Origin of the sequence: Bacillus sp. UNC438CL73TsuS30 (genome assembly GCF_000482325.1) — a bacterium.
In the GTDB taxonomy this organism is placed as follows: domain Bacteria; phylum Bacillota; class Bacilli; order Bacillales; family Cytobacillaceae; genus Neobacillus.
Window position 1 is genome coordinate 1 of sequence record NZ_AXVA01000039.1, and the last position, 16,842, is coordinate 16,842.

Here is a 16,842-nt window from a genome sequence, read left to right on the forward strand (position 1 = left end):
TTGTGCGCTTGGCAGCGTCTCGCTCTAATGGGTGAAAGTCCCTAACATGCCGTTGTGGCGGAAATGTATAGCTGACAGGTAGTGCGAGTATCGTGAGATTTCGTGCGGAGGACTTGAAGGCAAAGCTCGGAACAGGTGGCTGTAACCATGTTGGCTGGTAAGATGGGATAACCTTGCAAAGGATGGGGATGTCCAATACCACTCGGTATCTTATTAGTTATGAGGACTGGCTTCGAGTGAAAGGCGAGAACGTGACCCAAGGAGATCTCATCATCTCCACCGTAGGTGGTAACTCTTTTTCAAAGCCGCGATGGACAAGAAATAGATTATGGAAGGTGAGAAGTCAGAGCAGGGGATAGTAGTGAAAAAACTTGTTGGAAAAGCCACAAAGACAAGTGACTTATCACGAAGTTGATAAGGCAGACATTGACCCAAAAGGCAGTGAACTGATGCGAAGCCCGTCTGTCCATGGAAGAAAAGCAATACGAACTTATTTACTCGTCATGTACTAAACAGAAGTCGATGAGGCAGATAGCCGAAGAATCGAGACCGAAAGAAAGTAGGTTGTTTGGGGCGAAGTACTGATATCAAATATCAGCCATTGGGTCACCTATTCAGTTGATATTGTATTGGGAAAGGAAACGAATACATGAATGAATCAATAGGAAAACGAAGCTTACGTGTAGTGGAGAATTCTAAAAAGAAACGCAAGTGGTACAGCCTAATGGATAAAGTCTGGAACTATCAAAATCTGGAACAAGCTTTTTATGACGTAAGGAAAAACCGCGGTTCACACGGTGTGGATAAAGTTACGATTAAAGAGTATGAAGTAGAATTGGAACACAACTTAAGAGTGCTCCAAGAATCTTTGCGTATGAAAACGTACCGTGCAAAACCAGTCAGAAGAGTTTTTATTCCAAAAGCTGATGGTTCAAAACGTCCACTTGGAATTCCAACAGTAGAAGACCGAATTCTCCAAGCCGCAACTAAAAGAATACTTGAACCAATCTTTGAACAGAAATTCTTAGACTGTAGTTTTGGATTTCGTCCGAACCGTAGTGCACATATGGCGATAGATAAAATCCGACAGGATTTAATGGATGGGTACTCTTTTGTAATTGATGCCGATATAAAGACATACTTTGATTCAATTCCTCACGATAAGCTTATCGATTTAATCAAAGAAGAAGTTGTGGACAGTAGCGTGTTAGCGCTAATAATGCAGTTCTTAAAATCGGGAATCCTTGAGAACGGAAGTTTCTATGAGAGTGACACCGGGAGTCCGCAGGGCGGCGTAATCAGTCCACTACTAGCAAACATCTATCTGCATCCACTCGACGAAATGATGATGGAAAGAGGTCACCGTATTACAAGGTATGCGGATGACTTCGTCATCTGTTGCAAGTCCCGGAAGGGTGCAGAAAGAGTACTAAGAACGGTAGTGAAGCTATTAGAGGAAATACTAGGTCTGAAAGTCCATCCAGACAAAACTAAGATTATAGACAACTTTGAAGAGCCGTTTATCTTTTTAGGATATGTTTTTAAAAAAGGGTATTTCCATTCCCCTTCAGACAAAGCAGTAAAGAAATTTAAGAAAAGTATCAAGTTAACAACGAAAAGAAACCAAACAGTGAATTTGGAGGAATTCGTTAAACACCGACTGAACCCCATCATCAGAGGATGGGGTAGGTACTTTGGTATTGGATTTTCGAAGAAACTGTTTCAACAGCTAGACTCATGGATTCGAAGAAGACTTAGGATGATTCAGTTAAGAAGCTGGAGAAAAATAAGAAAGCTCCACAGGGAGCTCAGAAAAAGGAATTGGGAGGGTGAACTACCTCATCTGTCAATGACAAGATGGAGAAATTCTATGACCCAACATGTACACTTCGCGATTCCTAATGAAAGGTTTCGCGAAATTAAACTTGTTTTTCTTTTAGACATATACAACGAACTACATCCCCAACGGGGATAAAGTGGAGGAGCCGTATGCGATGACCCGCACGTACGGATCTGTGAGAGGCGCATGAAATTTTTCATGCGCCTACTCTATTTTAGGCTGTTTTCTAAAAGATTGTTTTTTAAGATAGGTTATATGAGAAGTTAATTGGAGCGGAAATCAACCACTCTTTATTTAAGTAATGTTAAGAAGAAACAGTATTTTAGATATATGCATCAATAGTGAATTCAACCTATTCATTATGTTAAACTGTTTACAGAATACAAAGTAGGTGATCCTGTTGAAGATTAAAGCAATTGAACCAACTCCTAGTCCAAATACAATGAAAATCCTTTTAGATGAAGAACTCCCCATGGGAAAAAGTCATAATTATAAAAAAGAAACCAGCGCAGATGCACCAAAGGTAATTCAAAAGATCTTACAAATTGAAGGAATCAAAGGCGTATACCATGTAGCTGACTTCCTGGCAGTCGAGCGAAACGCGAAATTCGATTGGAAGGAATTATTACCTAAAGTCCGTCAGGCATTTGGCGAAAATGCTGCAGATGCCGTTAAAAATGAAACGGTGGTCGATGAACATTTTGGTGAAATTAAAGTTGAAATCCAAATGTTTAAGGAAATCCCATTGCAGGTTAAGTTGACAGATGGTTCGACCGAAAAACGATTTGGGATGCCAGAATACTTTCTAAAGGCAAGAGAGCAGGCGCAACTTCCGGAAGATAATTATATATTATTACGGAAATGGCAAAATCAAGGGGCACGGTATGGTGACTTTGAACAAATCGGCCAGGAGGTGGTCGAAGAACTGATTGCCGCTTATCCCCAGGACCGGCTTGAAGCGTTAGTTGAAAAAGCCCAATCAGGTGATACTTCTGATAAAAAAACCGCTCATTCACGCAAGAAAATAACAAAGGACGATTTAAACAACCCAGATTGGCAGGTGCGCTATCAACTACTTGAACAAATGGACGATCCTGAGCTTGAGGATTTGCCTGTTTTAGAAACGGCATTATCCGATGAAAAACCATCAATTAGAAGACTGGCAACGGTGTACCTTGGAATGATTAAGGATACCAAAGTGCTGCCGTATTTATATAGAGCGCTAAATGACAAAACTGTGACCGTCCGCCGGACAGCTGGAGATTGCTTGTCAGATTTAGGATTCGCGGAGGCACAAGACGAAATGCTTAAGGCCTTAAAGGACCCAAGTAAATTAGTTCGCTGGCGGGCTGCAATGTTTATATATGAAGTAGGCGATGAAAATGCACTGCCTGCTTTAAAAGCTGCTGAAGACGATTCTGAGTTTGAAGTCAGTATGCAAATAAAAATGGCAATTGAACGAATCGAGGGCGGCGAGGAAGCAAAGGGTTCTGTTTGGAAGCAAATGACCGAAGCAAGGAAATTAGGGGAGTAAGCTCGGATTGCAATTCAGCGATTTTTTATAGTATGCTTACACTGAAAACAGGAGGGATTATTAATGTCAAATGCCTATGAAGAATTTATGAAACAAATGGTTGTACCAATGCGACAAGAGTTAACTAGAACAGGTTTCGAGGAATTAACTTCGGAAGAAGATGTGAAAAATTTTATTGATAATGTGAAGGGGACTACTCTTGTAGCAGTGAATTCTGTGTGTGGCTGTGCAGGTGGACTAGCCCGTCCGGCTGTTACTCAGGCAGTGTTGAACAGTGAGAAAAAACCGGATCACCTTGTAACGGTTTTTGCCGGCCAGGATAAGGAAGCAACGGCTAAAATGCGAGAATATTTTGCGGGTCATGAACCGTCTTCTCCATCTTTTGCACTATTAAAGGATAAAGAAGTTGTCCATTTTATTCCACGCCATGATATCGAAGGCCACGCAATGGAAGAAGTCATGCAAAACTTAATCAATGCGTTTGAAACCCATTGTAAATAAGGATGTCAACCGACATCCTTTTTTCTTTTATGCTGTTTTAAAGAATAATGTTGATTTTTTTGAACAACGTTGATTGGAGTGGAAGGCGCGAAGACTCCTGTGGGAGTACGGGGCAGGGGAGACCTCACAGGAGCGAAGCGACGAGGAGGCTCCCCGGACCGCCCACGGAAAGCGAAGCGCCTGGAGCGGAAATCAACAACTAAGTTTAAAAGAGATTTTTTAGATTAAAGAGGGATAATATGTTTGTTACAACAGCAGGACGAACAAACGAACAAATGATAGAAAAAGCAAGAAACTTAGCGGAAACACTCGATATTCCCTATATCCCTAGAAAAAAGAAACCGATTAGCCAAATTCAAAAAGAAGCATCTGGCAGCTGTCTTATTGTCGGAAAAGAAAGGCTAGAGTTATATAATCAAGAACACAAGGAACCCTTCTTCTTTCATCCTAATTCCGCGATGTTTCGGATAAAAAGACTATTAAACGGGGATCAAGATCCGTTTATTGAGGCGGCAGATTTATCGAGTGGAATGTCCATCCTAGATTGCACGCTGGGTCTCGCATCAGATGCCATTGTTGCTAGTTTTGTGGTTGGGTTGGAAGGCTCGGTAACAGGGATTGAAGGACAGAAATACCTTTCCTTTCTCGTAAAAGAGGGACTTCAATCCTGGGATTCTGGTTATTTAGAAATCAATTCTGCAATGAAAAGAATAAAGGTGAACACGTCTTTTTCTTTGGATTATTTAAAGAGTCTGCCATCCTCATCTATAAATTGCGTCTATTTCGACCCGATGTTTGAAGAAAGCATTCTTGAATCAGACGGGATAAGGTCGTTAGGAAATTTCGCTCTCCAACATGATTTGAATGAAGAAACCATTTCCGAAGCACGAAGGGTTTGCAAGCAAAAAGTCATTTTAAAAGACCACTATAAAAGCCAGCGTTTTGAAAAATATGGCTTCACAGTTTTTCGACGAAAAACTGCTAAATTTCATTTTGGGATACTTGAAAAATAACAACTGAGAGCCACTGGCCTTCAGTTTATTTTTTTATATAATTCGAAAAATATCCAATTCTATTTTTTCCAATTTCCATAAAAAAGAAGTATAATATTTTGTAAGAATAAAAATGGACTTCTTTACCCTTCCATTTCAAAAAGGGGCGTTTATTTTGAAGACTTGGATTCGTAAATCTTTTGTGGTGATGGTATCGATTTTGACCTTTGGTCTTGTTTCACCATCCCAAATAATGAATAATATCAACCCAGGAAAACCATCAGACCAGGCTGCAGCACCTTCAGGCAGTTTTGTCCAAACTCCTACTCTTGCAGAAGAAACGGAATTTAATCGGGACCACTTTATGGAAGCACTACTCAAACAAGCGGAGGAACAATCCTATCAAAAATTTGGAACCAAAATAAAACCAATAATTGAGAACGAGTTTCGCACGATTATTTTACCTAACATTGAACAGGCCATTACAGAAACTGCCGCCCAATTTCCCGAGGAAGATTTAAGAAATCTTGCCATCACGGAACAGCCGAGCGGAGGACACTCTGAAAAAATCTTCCATATCAAAAACAGTGTAACAAACAAGGATATCCTTAGATTTCATGTTAGAAGAGATCAGCCGCCTCAAGAAGGCTACTGGTTTAATTTTCATTATCATACTTACCATGATGAGTATCAAAGCCATTATAATCTCGGTTCGATTTACTGGGCAAAAAATACACCGCCTAAATGGATGAGCTGATGGTAAAATTTGCGAAGCAGTGGTAAAAAAATTTATTATAATAAATGAAACCTTTTTAAGAAAAACTCGTAAATAGATTATTACCCAAATTGGAGGAATGGAAAATGGCAATTAGTTTATCAAAAGGACAAAAAGTTGACTTAACAAAAACCAATCCGGGATTAACAAATGTCGTTGTTGGTTTAGGCTGGGATACGAATAAATATGATGGCGGTAATGACTTTGATTTAGACTCATCCGTATTCCTACTAGGAGAGAATGGGAAGGTTACAACTGAATCTGACTTTATCTTCTATAACAACCCTAAAGGCGCTAATGGTGCTGTCGTACATACTGGAGATAATCGTACTGGTGCTGGTGACGGTGATGACGAACAAATAAATATAAACCTAACAGCTATTCCTGCTTCTATTCAACGAATTGCTTTCACGATTACGATTCATGATGCTGACAGCAGAAGTCAAAACTTCGGGCAGGTTTCAAATGCCTATGCACGAATTTTTAGTGAAGCAACTGGGGAAGAATTGATTCGCTATGACCTTGGAGAGGATTTCTCTATCGAGACTGCATTAGTTGTAGGCGAATTATACCGTCATAATGGTGAATGGAAATTTAGTGCAATCGGAAGCGGCTACCAAGGTGGACTGGCAGCGTTAGCAACTGATTTTGGATTACAGGTTGGCTGATAATTAAAATAAAGAGACCCACCTTTTAAGGCTGGGTCTTTTCTAAAAACATATAGAACATCTGGGAGGAATTTTTTTAATGTCGGTTTTACAAGGAATATTAGACACATATTCACATTTCTTTGAGTGGGATATGTGGGTGAAGGTTTTATCAGATCCGGTAAGTTGGGGATTAATTGGAACTCTAATTATTCTAGAGGGATTGTTGTCTGCAGATAATGCCCTCGTTTTAGCGGTAATGGTAAAACATCTGCCACCGGAAAAACGTAAAAAAGCACTTTTTTATGGATTATTAGGTGCCTATGCATTTCGTTTTATTGCGATTGGAATTGGGGTCTACTTAATAAAGCTGTGGTGGGTAAAAGCACTAGGTGCAGCATATCTAGCGTGGTTGGCTATTAAATACTTTATTGACAAACATAAAGAAAGTAAGGAAGAGGACGAAGAAGCAGAGGGAATCAACAAAAATGGTTTATTAATCCGGATGTTCGGAACTTTTTGGGGAACCGTTGCTTCAGTAGAATTAATGGATATCGCCTTCTCCGTTGACAGCGTACTGGCTGCTTTTGGGGTAAGCAATGAGATTTGGGTACTATTAATTGGCGGAATGCTCGGCGTATTAATGATGCGTGGAGTTGCTGGAGTCTTTCTTGCCCTTATTGACAAAATACCGGAACTTGAAACAACCGCCTATATCTTGATTTTAATTATTTCAGTTAAGATGTTTGCAGGTGTTTTATTCCATTATGAATTGGAACCACTTTATTTCTTTATTATTTTACTCTTTACGTTCGGTGCAACATTTATCGTCCATTTCATCAACAAGAAAAAAGAAGTTAGCAAAGAGAACGGCTAATAAGCATATTATATTTCATGAGGGAGCTGACGAAAGTCCGGCCCCTTATTTTTATCATGAGGAGTAAGTTAAAAATGAAATTTTTCTCCTATTTTTATGATGAGATGGAGCATCTATTTTATCAAAAGCCGCAAGAATTCAATAAATTTGTGAACCGTGAGCTGTTAGCGTATGGCCTTGGAGCAACGCTATATATGCCGGCAACCCGTCCGAATATTCATCAGGAAATCCTATCAAAAAAGCATGAAGGATTGACATCCCTTGTGATTGATTTAGAAGATGCAGTCGGTGATCTTGAAGTCGGGAGGGCCGAAGGAAAACTTGTTAAGGAGCTTTCCAAACTATTTGAAGAGCTAAATAGGCAGTTTTTGCGTTTTGAAGATTTACCTTTAATGTTTATCCGGATTCGCGACTGTAAGCAGTTTAGGAGGCTGAAAGAACAGTTAGGAGAAGCGGTAAAACTGTTAACCGGTGTGGTGCTGCCAAAATTTTCAGTAGAAGATAGCGAGGGGCTTTTAAAGGAAGTACGGGAAATACATACTGAACAGCATCCCTTTTATGCAATGCCAATCCTTGAGACAGCAAAGGTCATTCAAAAAGAGACGAGATTGGAAGAATTGCTAAAAGTCAAAAAACTACTTGATCAAAATCGTGAGCTGATTTTGAATATAAGGATTGGGGCAACCGATTTTAGCGGCTTGTATGGAATTCGCCGAAGTGTGGATACAACGGTTTATGAAATTGCTATTTTACGAGATTGCATTGCCGATATCATTAATATATTTCAACGAGGGGACGACCCCTATATAGTGTCTGGACCGGTTTGGGAGTATTTTTTTGCCAAAGAAAGAATGCTAAAGCCGCAGCTTCGGCAAACACCGTTCCGTGAGAGGTATGGGGACGAAGGTTTGAAATTACGTGCTGAATTAATTGACCAAAATATGGATGGATTAATTCGTGAGGTACTTATGGATATTGCAAACGGATTGACTGGAAAAACAGTAATCCATCCCTCTCATATCAAAACCGTTCAAGCGCTGAATGTCGTTTCATTTGAGGAATACATGGATGCCTGTACGATTGTAGAAGCGGCCGGAGGTCATCTAGGAGTGGTTAGAAGCGGCTTTGCAAACAAAATGAATGAAATAAAGCCGCATTACGTATGGGCAAAAAAGATTCTTTTAAAATCACAGCTTTACGGGGTGTTACATGCAGAAGTTACAAACATCGACCTTATTAAAAAAGAAGTTTATGTTTAATATATTGGATTCCATAGAAGTTCAAGTGGAAGTGAGTGAAAATCCTTACAGTCTATCGGTTGAGGATCTTTTCACGATGGCGGCAAGGATCAATAAAAAACGGTCATTTTTATTCGTTAGTAAAGTTTTAGGGAAGCATTTGCCGATTGATGCGAATAAAGGACTGCAAACAGCTGCACTGCTTGCTGCGCGATATTTGGAATCGGTAAAGGGAGTTTCATGTCCTGAAACTCCACATTTATTGGCCGCGTTTATTCAAAATGAACCATTGTCGGGCAGAACTTTTATTCCCTCATCGATCAATCCTGTTGTCATTGGCTTTGCAGAAACTGCGACAGCACTAGGGCATGCTTTTTTTGACAGTTTCCAATCGGCGAATTTTTTTCATACGACGAGAGAAATACTGGTAAGCAGGGAGCCTGAAATAACGTTTGAGGAAGAGCATTCCCACGCTACCTCCCATCGCTGTTATATCCCTAATGATATGATTCAAAATGAGCGGGAGATTATCCTTGTTGATGATGAAATGACAACAGGGAAAACAGCTCTAAATATTATTCAATCGATTCAATCTCAGTTTCCAAGGAAGATTTATACCGTTGTTTCAATATTGGATTGGCGATCGGAAGAACATAAGATGAAATTTACCCAACTGGAAAAAGAACTGGGGATTACAATTCGAACGGTATCCCTATTAGCGGGAAGGGTTAAAGTGAAGCAACTGCGTGAGGTTCACAAAAAAGACAGGGGAAATGAATGGGAAAACCATTTTACTTCTTCAAAAGAATTCATTCAATTAGGGCCATATTTTTCAAGTTCCGATTATCAGACGTCAAGAAATATGGCGTGTTTTATTCAGGAAACAGGACGCTTCGGAATCACAAGCATCGATAATCAGATCAATCATCTGAAAGTATCGGAAGCGGCAGCCTTTCTTCGCCAACAAAGGATAGGGGGAAAGACTCTATGCCTTGGTACAGGGGAATTTATGTATATTCCCATGAAGCTTGCAGCTGAAATGGGTCCGGATGTTTCCTATCAATCTACGACGAGAAGTCCGATCCATATTGAAAACAAGCAGGGGTATGGGGCGAGATTCGGTTTTTCCTTTCCGGCACCGGAGGATCCGGAAATCACGCATTTTGTTTATAATATTCCTCCATTTGAATATGATGAGATTTTTGTTTTTTTTGAAAGGGAAGTAGAATCCCGTCATCTTCAGCCAATCATTACAGAACTTGAAAAATTACAGATTAAATCAATCAAGCTCATATTTTTCTCTGCAAAAAGAGGTGAATGTAATGAATAAATTCATCCAGAATCCAGCAAAAATCGGATCCTACCGAGAAGACGATGTTGTTTTTCTCTTAAAGGATTTAAGTGAATACCAGCTTGAGGATTCAACTGCCAATCGTGAGAGGCGGGTACAGTCCGGACAGCACTATAGTGAATCGCTCCCTATCGAGTATCAGCCGCCTAGTGCTTATGTAGACTTGTTCCGGAAGTCATTACATGACTATAAACGAAAGGTGGCTCTTTGTATTGGGATTGTGGCGGAGCAAATCTATCAGTTAAAAGAGGAAAACACCGTTCTTTGCTCGCTTGCCCGTGCCGGAACGCCGGTAGGGATTTTAATTAAACGCTATCTTCTGCAGCGCTATAATGTCTCCCTGCCCCATTACAGTATTTCGATCATTCGTGACCGGGGTATTGACGAAATTGCCCTTCACTATATTCTGGAAAAACATCCGCAGGGAAAGATTCAATTCGTGGACGGCTGGACAGGAAAAGGGGCTATTTCTCTTGAACTCGAAATGGCCTGTCAACAGTACGAAAAAAAATATGGTGTGAAGTTGGACGACCGGCTTGCTGTTCTTGCCGACCCAGGCTACTGTACAGCTCTTTTCGGGACGAGGGAGGATTTTTTAATTCCCAGCGCATGCCTGAATTCCACTGTTTCCGGGTTGGTAAGCAGGACCGTTTTGAATGAAAAATACATCGGAAAGGATGATTTCCACGGAGCAAAGTTTTACCGTGAACTACTCCCTTCCGATGTTTCAAATGAATATATTGATATAATCACAGCAGAATTTCCTTTCATTACAACGGAGGCCGTGAAAGCAGCAGCTAAAAGAAACCTAGAAACCATTGAGGCTGAATTTTTAGGGATGAAGGATGTAAAGAAAATTCAAGCGGAATTTTCGATTGAAAGCACGCACTATATTAAGCCGGGGGTGGGTGAAACAACCCGGGTGTTGTTAAGAAGGGTTCCGTGGAAAATCTTAATGCGTGACCCCTCGAGCCCTTATGTGAAGCATATTCTTATGCTCGCTAAAGAAAAAGGCGTGGAAGTGGTAATTTACCCTGATTTAAATTATTCCTGCTGCGGGTTAATTAAAACGGTAAAGGTGGATAAGAAATGATTATCGCCTCTGATATGGACCGTACATTAGTTTACTCAAAAAGAGCCATCGAACAACTTGGACTGCCTGAAAATACTTTGCTAAGACCTGTGGAAGTGAAGGATGGAATCCCTGTAGCATTTATGTCAGAAACGGCCTATCATGCCTTAGTTGAGCTTTGCCACAATTGTTTATTTATCCCTGTTACAACAAGGACCACTGCCCAATATAAACGGTTTACCATTTTTGAAAAAGAAATTTCCCTGCCCTATGCGATTACGTTTAATGGGGCTACAATTTTATATAAAGGGGAACCCCTAATGGATTGGTCAGAGCATATTCTGTCCCAAATCCGGAGGGAATCGGCTTCGCTGGATGAATTACAAGCTGAATTAAAAAGGAGAGGCTTTCATTTTAACGGAGTTCTTAAATCAGCCGATAATCTATTTTTCTATTATCTATTAGATAGTTCCCCATCACTCTCAGAAGTGCAAAACTTAAGTGAGACGGTTTCTAAATATGGCTGGAGGATCTCCTTGCAGGGGAGAAAGCTTTACTTAATCCCCAATGCTATTAATAAGGGTGCAGCTCTTGATTATATCTGCAGTCGCGAAGGTTCACCGGCTCTTGCAGGCGCGGGAGATTCGATACTTGACTGGGATTTTCTGAAAAATTGTAAAAACAGGTTCGTCCCGACTCACGGGGAACTTGCACAGTTCGGCCCAAAAAAGGAAGTTACCTATACGGAAAGGGCGGGCATCCTTGCTGGGGAAGAAATCATGCAGCAATTTCTAACAATTCTTGAACATTCGTTTAAAAATAAAGAAGTAAACACTAGTAAATAATACATAGCTGCTTGCGAAAAAGAGAATAAAATAGGTAACCGTTTGCAGAGCTGGGGTTAGCAGCAGTGAAAAGATCAGGCTTAGCCAAAATAAGTCTAATAGAATAAAAAGATCAGAACTCATGACATCCATAAGGGTATCCAGTTCCTCGCTTACTTGCTCCATCCTCGGTCGCTTATAGAGAAATCTCATTAGAGTCACCTTCTTCATATATCAGTACTCAATGATATGTAAGGACAAGGAAAAAGGTGAAAAATCAGTAATATATATGATCTGTGAAACATTTTTTCGCTGCTTTCGTATTAAAAAATGAACGGACCAGCCAACTATGTTATGATGGAAGAGAAACCTTACATAATTTTCTATCTTATTTTGAAGCGTTTTGCTTGTTGAGGGAAGGGATTATGAATGAATCCAGCATATAACCAACTAAACGTCAAACAGGTATCCCTTTCATATGAAAATTGGCTTGATCTATTAAAAAAGCCGGTGAATGAGCGCCCAGAATTTTCATTAGAAAATGGATCTATTAACATTGGTCAGGTCCTTGGATCATTTCTTGGAATACCTATAGACGCGGATGAATATTATAATCAACTTTTTGATTATGTGAATACCGAAGAACTGCAATTACATTTATTGAGTGAAGACACACTGAACAAAGCGATCGATAATGCACATTTTCAATCGATTCAAAAAGTATTAAATATCTATCAGGAACAAAAGTTGTCCATCAATCGTTTTGCCGCCTTTCTCGATGGGGAGCAGCTGTTATTAAAATCAGCGATTCCGGCGATACATCGAAAAATAAGAGAAGCGCTGATTGCTACACTTGAGCGTTTTTCCCAGCATGAAGACGGTGGCTTACGAAATCATGAATTAAGGCGTGTTCTTGTCGATGTGATAAAATGGTCCATCAATCACCTGCAGCCGCCATTAGAAAAATCTGACCCTCAAAGGGAAATGCCAAAATTTATATGGTACGGCGATTTCAAAAAAAGCCATCAATATTTCCTATATTATTTAATTAAGCTCGGCTGTGATTTAGTCATTTTTCATCCGGACGGGCAGGATGTTTTATCTGGCTTTATAGAAGAAGATGTATTCATTCACCGCTTTCAAAATAAAAGGCATGCTGAACCATTTCCAATCGAAAAAAGAAGCAGGAAAACGACGGTGGCCTACCGGGCTTCACGGGAAATTGAATCGATTCTGAACCAAGAGGGGTCTGGTCTTTATAAAGCTTGGCAGTTAAGGGATTACACACCGTCATCGCTGACACTTCGAACAACCTATGACGAACTGTATCTCATCGGAAAGGAAATCGCGATGATTCGGCCGGATTTTGAAGTGGCAAACGGACAAGTTAAAATTCCGACGATTTTTGCCAAGATAAAGGGTGTTAGTAAAAACAAAAAAGAGTACTGGGAACGTCTGCATACGCTTTCAGAAACAGAGTACAGCCTGCTCATCCGCAAGCTCCCATTTACAATGCCTGGCACGAGTGATTTCCGCTTTCATTATCGAAATGCGTTAGATCGGGACGGATTATTGAATGTCGAAAAAATGATGGAAGCCCACTACTGGCCCTATTCATTTCTCGCCTCCGGCTTACAAAAAGGAATTGCCCATTCCGTAAGAAGAATTTGTGAAAAGCCGGATTTAAAACCGCTGCATTCTGAAAGTGAGGAAGAAGTAAAAATTTACTTGTTCAACCAGGCGATGCACATGCCGAAAAGCATGATTCAACTGCTGGAACGGTTTGACTATTCCCAGCATGTACCGAAAATCATTCTTTACAATAATGAATTAACCGGGATGCTTTCGAGGTCAGATGCGGCCCTCTTACTGCTTCTTAATCATTTTGGGATTGATATCATGATTTACAATCCACCGGGACATAACGATATCGAAAATTATCTCGATGAGAGTCTTTATGATACCCACTGGCTTGAAGAGGTTGTTTTTGAACTGGAATATAAAGAACCGTCAATTTTAAAAAGAGTTCTTTTTCAAGGGATATTAAAAAATTTAAGGGGAGATTAAAAAGTGGACCAATCACTAAATCCTTCTGGAACCTTAATAACCACGACCAAAGATGATCAACTATCAGAAACAAAGGTATCTGATATAAAGCTTGCACTTCGGAAGGAACCGGAAATTCAAAACTTGGCTAGCACGATTGACGAACGAGACCAGATTCAAATCTTGGAGTTTGGAAAAGAGCCGGCCGTGCAAATTTCCCGATTCTCCGATCAAATATTAGGCAATATGCGGACGACAAAAGTTGAGGACTCCGGGGAACTGTTAAAACAGCTTGGCCGAATCATGGATAAATTTGATGCTAAAGATTTTCAAAAAACGTCAAACAGTTTTTTCGGCAAGCTTTTCAAAAAAGGCGGAAAAATGGTTGAAAAGCTGTTTGGAAAATACCAAACGATGGGTCAAGAAATCGATAAAGTATATGTTGAAATTTCCAAATATCAAAAAGAGATGGTTGACTCGACATCCATGCTCGAGCAAATGTATGAGCAAAACTATCAATATTATTTAACACTGGAAAAATATATTGTCGCTGGTGAACTAAAGTCGGAGGAGCTGAAAAACAAACAGCTTCCTCAGCTTGAAGCACGTGCTGCATCTGGCGACCAGCTTGCATCGATGCAGCTGGACTCACTACGAAATGCAATCGAGTTATTAGACCAGCGGGTTTATGATTTAGAAATGGCGAAAATGGTCTCCTTACAGACAGCACCGCAAATTCGTTTGCTGCAACGAGGAAACACGAAACTAATTGGAAAAATCAATTCGGCTTTTGTAACTACGATTCCGATTTTTAAAAATGGTTTAATTCAAGCAGTTGCTGCTAAAAGGCAGAAGCTGGTAGCAGACTCAATGAGCGAGCTTGACCGCCGCACAAATGAAATGCTTTTGAAAAATGCCCAAAATATTTCCCAACAAAGTGTTGATATTGCGAGACTTGCCGGCGGACCGAGCATTAAAATCGAAACCGTCGAAGAGTCCTGGAATATTATCATTAAAGGCATGCAGGAAACGAAAGCAATTGAAGAAGAAAACAAGCGCCTGCGTGAAGAAGGAACAAAACGATTAGAACAGCTGCAGGATAATTTTAAAAAGATAAAATTACAAGGTTAAATATTTTAATGAGGTGAGTTAAAATGGCGATTAATTTACAAAAAGGTCAAAGAATCGATTTAACAAAATCAAATCCAGGATTAACGAAAATCATGGTAGGCTTAGGCTGGGACCCTGTGAAAACGAGTGGAGGCGGTTTACTAGGCTCCTTGTTCGGTGGCGGAGGCAGTTCAGCAAATGTGGACTGCGATGCATCAGTCATCATGCTTGGCGAAAATGATAAGCTGCAAAACAATAATGACGTCGTATATTTTGGTAATTTAAAAAGTAGAGACGGCAGTGTTCAGCACTCTGGAGACAACTTGACCGGCGCCGGCGATGGCGACGATGAGCAGATCATGATTGATTTGAGCAGAGTCCCGTCAAATATCCAAAAGCTTGTTTTTGTCGTTAATATTTATGATGCAATAAAAAGAAAACAGCATTTCGGAATGATTCAAAATGCGTTTATTCGAATTGTCAACTCCAGCAACAATTCAGAATTGCTGCACTATAGCTTAACAGACAACTACAGCGGTAAAACATGCCTCGTAACTGGGGAAATCTATCGTCACGGAACAGAGTGGAAGTTCGCTGCGGTTGGTAATGGAACAAATGCCGGAAGCCTTGGCGAAGTGGTTCGTTCTTTTAGTTAAAAAGATTAAAATGTTAGCGATGAGGTGATCAGTTTGGGAATTAACTTAGCAAAAGGACAAAGAATTGATCTTACGAAAACCAATCCCGGCTTAACAAAGGCGATTATCGGCCTTGGCTGGGATACAAACCGCTATCATGGCGGAAATGATTTTGACCTCGATGCTTGTGCATTTTTAACGGATGCCAACAGCCGGGTTATTAATGATTCCGATTTTATTTTTTATAATAATTTAGTTCATTCCTCCGGTGGCGTCGAGCATACCGGGGATAACCGTACCGGCGAAGGTGACGGGGATGATGAACAAATTAAAATTGATTTTAGCAAGGTTCCTCCAAGTATCCATCGGATTGCGATTACCGTTACCATCCATGATGCAGAGGCAAGAAACCAGAACTTCGGTCAGGTTTCAAACGCGTTTGTCCGTGTAGTCGATGAAGAAAGCGGCCGGGAAATTTTACGTTTTGACCTAGGCGAGGATTTTTCGGTTGAAACCGCCATCGTTGTGTGTGAACTGTATCGCCATAACGGGGATTGGAAATTTAATGCGGTTGGTAGTGGATTCGCCGGCGGACTGGCTGCTCTTTGCCGGAACTTTGGGTTGGAAGTATAGAAGTCGTCTATTTGGATAAAGGGTTCCGTTAAGGGATGCATCCTTATTAAAAGGCACAAGGATTGACGTATGAATTTGCATACGTCTTTTTCTTTATTTATCAAGGTTTCTACGAAATTTCATTAACTTTGCTATAGCAATGATGGACAATAAGTATTGTACAATTAAAAAAGAAGGTCAAAACTTCTGTCATTTGCAGCACCGTTTGTAGGTTGGGGGATTAGGTTAAGCACCCAATCAGATAAATAGACGGAACAATTTCGCTTAATAAGAAATTTTCTTAAAAAAAGTTTTAAATAGAGGAAGACTTTTCGTCTATTGACTCGAAAAACGTGAAAATGAGGGATTTTTCTTTGCATAATCGTAAAAACTTCCCTTATTTACCCCGAAATGAGCTCCATTCTACATTTAACCGAAAAATCGAGACTGTCGATTAAGTTGTAGTTTATTCCACTTCTAAACCTTATTTCACATACTTTGTGAATTTTATTGGATTTTTTCACAAACTTTCATTGTTTTTTTGTATTTTCCCTTCCTAAGGCCCTCTATTTATCCTGATTTCCCTAATTTGGGCAGACGGGGGCCTTTACCCGATTTTCGCATTTTTTGAAACGATAAAAGGGCTTGATAGGTTCGGTTAATTCCTTTACCATAATTTTCAAATTGATAACCATGGCCGTCAATTTGGACGTGATCCTTAATGATTCCCTCCCTCTTGTTCTTGGTTTCCTGAGTCCATGATGGTTGGCAGCTTCATGATTCGTTCT

The 16,842-nt window shown here is 40.2% G+C and carries 17 protein-coding genes; 16 read left to right on the forward strand and 1 reads right to left on the reverse strand.

Annotated features, from left to right (window positions below):
* Positions 1-371: 371 nt before the first annotated feature.
* The 16 genes from M028_RS32820 (at position 372) to M028_RS0113035 (ending at position 16,075) form a co-directional block, all read left to right on the forward strand.
* Positions 372-512 carry a hypothetical protein gene (locus M028_RS32820; RefSeq protein ID WP_197031401.1) on the forward strand — a complete coding sequence of 47 codons (141 nt, stop codon included), beginning with the start codon at positions 372-374 and terminating at the stop codon, positions 510-512.
* A gap of 137 nt (positions 513-649) precedes the next feature.
* The gene (gene ltrA / locus M028_RS29975; protein ID WP_051591004.1) at positions 650-1,975 is read left to right on the forward strand and encodes a group II intron reverse transcriptase/maturase; all 1,326 of its coding nucleotides are present in this window, start codon (positions 650-652) and stop codon (positions 1,973-1,975) included.
* A gap of 265 nt (positions 1,976-2,240) precedes the next feature.
* Entirely contained in the window at positions 2,241-3,374 is a 1,134-nt protein-coding gene (locus tag M028_RS0112970) for a conserved virulence factor C family protein (RefSeq protein ID WP_026574262.1), read from the forward strand.
* A gap of 63 nt (positions 3,375-3,437) precedes the next feature.
* Positions 3,438-3,875, forward strand: coding sequence for a BrxA/BrxB family bacilliredoxin (locus M028_RS0112975; RefSeq protein WP_026574263.1), 438 nt, complete (start codon positions 3,438-3,440; stop codon positions 3,873-3,875).
* A 239-nt stretch (positions 3,876-4,114) separates the two neighbouring features.
* Positions 4,115-4,888: a class I SAM-dependent methyltransferase gene (locus M028_RS0112980; protein WP_026574264.1), complete on the forward strand. Its 774-nt coding sequence runs from the start codon at positions 4,115-4,117 to the stop codon at positions 4,886-4,888.
* 154 nt (positions 4,889-5,042) lie between these two features.
* Positions 5,043-5,624, forward strand: a complete 582-nt coding sequence (locus M028_RS0112985) for a YpjP family protein (RefSeq protein WP_155925602.1) — start codon at positions 5,043-5,045, stop codon at positions 5,622-5,624.
* Positions 5,625-5,728: 104 nt separating this feature from the next.
* Complete coding sequence (locus tag M028_RS0112990) at positions 5,729-6,310, forward strand: TerD family protein (protein ID WP_026574266.1); 582 nt, start codon at positions 5,729-5,731, stop codon at positions 6,308-6,310.
* A 79-nt stretch (positions 6,311-6,389) separates the two neighbouring features.
* Entirely contained in the window at positions 6,390-7,166 is a 777-nt protein-coding gene (locus M028_RS0112995; RefSeq protein WP_026574267.1) for a TerC family protein, read from the forward strand.
* 74 nt (positions 7,167-7,240) lie between these two features.
* The gene (locus tag M028_RS0113000) at positions 7,241-8,425 is read left to right on the forward strand and encodes an HpcH/HpaI aldolase/citrate lyase family protein (protein ID WP_026574268.1); all 1,185 of its coding nucleotides are present in this window, start codon (positions 7,241-7,243) and stop codon (positions 8,423-8,425) included.
* Positions 8,376-9,734 carry a phosphoribosyltransferase family protein gene (locus tag M028_RS0113005; protein ID WP_026574269.1) on the forward strand — a complete coding sequence of 453 codons (1,359 nt, stop codon included), beginning with the start codon at positions 8,376-8,378 and terminating at the stop codon, positions 9,732-9,734. The genes M028_RS0113000 and M028_RS0113005 overlap by 50 nt, the downstream gene beginning before the upstream one ends.
* Positions 9,727-10,848, forward strand: a complete 1,122-nt coding sequence (locus tag M028_RS0113010; protein ID WP_026574270.1) for a cysteine protease StiP family protein — start codon at positions 9,727-9,729, stop codon at positions 10,846-10,848. Before M028_RS0113005 ends, M028_RS0113010 begins: the two co-directional genes overlap by 8 nt.
* Positions 10,845-11,672: a hypothetical protein gene (locus tag M028_RS29980; RefSeq protein ID WP_051591037.1), complete on the forward strand. Its 828-nt coding sequence runs from the start codon at positions 10,845-10,847 to the stop codon at positions 11,670-11,672. Before M028_RS0113010 ends, M028_RS29980 begins: the two co-directional genes overlap by 4 nt.
* Positions 11,673-12,080: 408 nt before the next feature.
* A complete protein-coding gene (locus tag M028_RS0113020) occupies positions 12,081-13,718 on the forward strand; it encodes a YceG family protein (RefSeq protein WP_026574271.1) in 1,638 nt (545 codons plus the stop codon).
* 3 nt (positions 13,719-13,721) lie between these two features.
* Complete coding sequence (locus M028_RS0113025; protein ID WP_051591038.1) at positions 13,722-14,828, forward strand: toxic anion resistance protein; 1,107 nt, start codon at positions 13,722-13,724, stop codon at positions 14,826-14,828.
* Between the two features lie 23 nt (positions 14,829-14,851).
* A complete protein-coding gene (locus tag M028_RS0113030; protein ID WP_026574273.1) occupies positions 14,852-15,463 on the forward strand; it encodes a TerD family protein in 612 nt (203 codons plus the stop codon).
* A gap of 33 nt (positions 15,464-15,496) precedes the next feature.
* On the forward strand, positions 15,497-16,075 hold the full coding sequence (locus tag M028_RS0113035) for a TerD family protein (RefSeq protein ID WP_026574274.1): 579 nt from the start codon (positions 15,497-15,499) through the stop codon (positions 16,073-16,075).
* A 563-nt stretch (positions 16,076-16,638) separates the two neighbouring features.
* On the opposite strand, the gene M028_RS33585 is transcribed toward M028_RS0113035, so the two are convergent.
* On the reverse strand, positions 16,639-16,842 hold a 204-nt coding region (locus M028_RS33585; RefSeq protein WP_026574275.1), incomplete at its 5' end, for a hypothetical protein.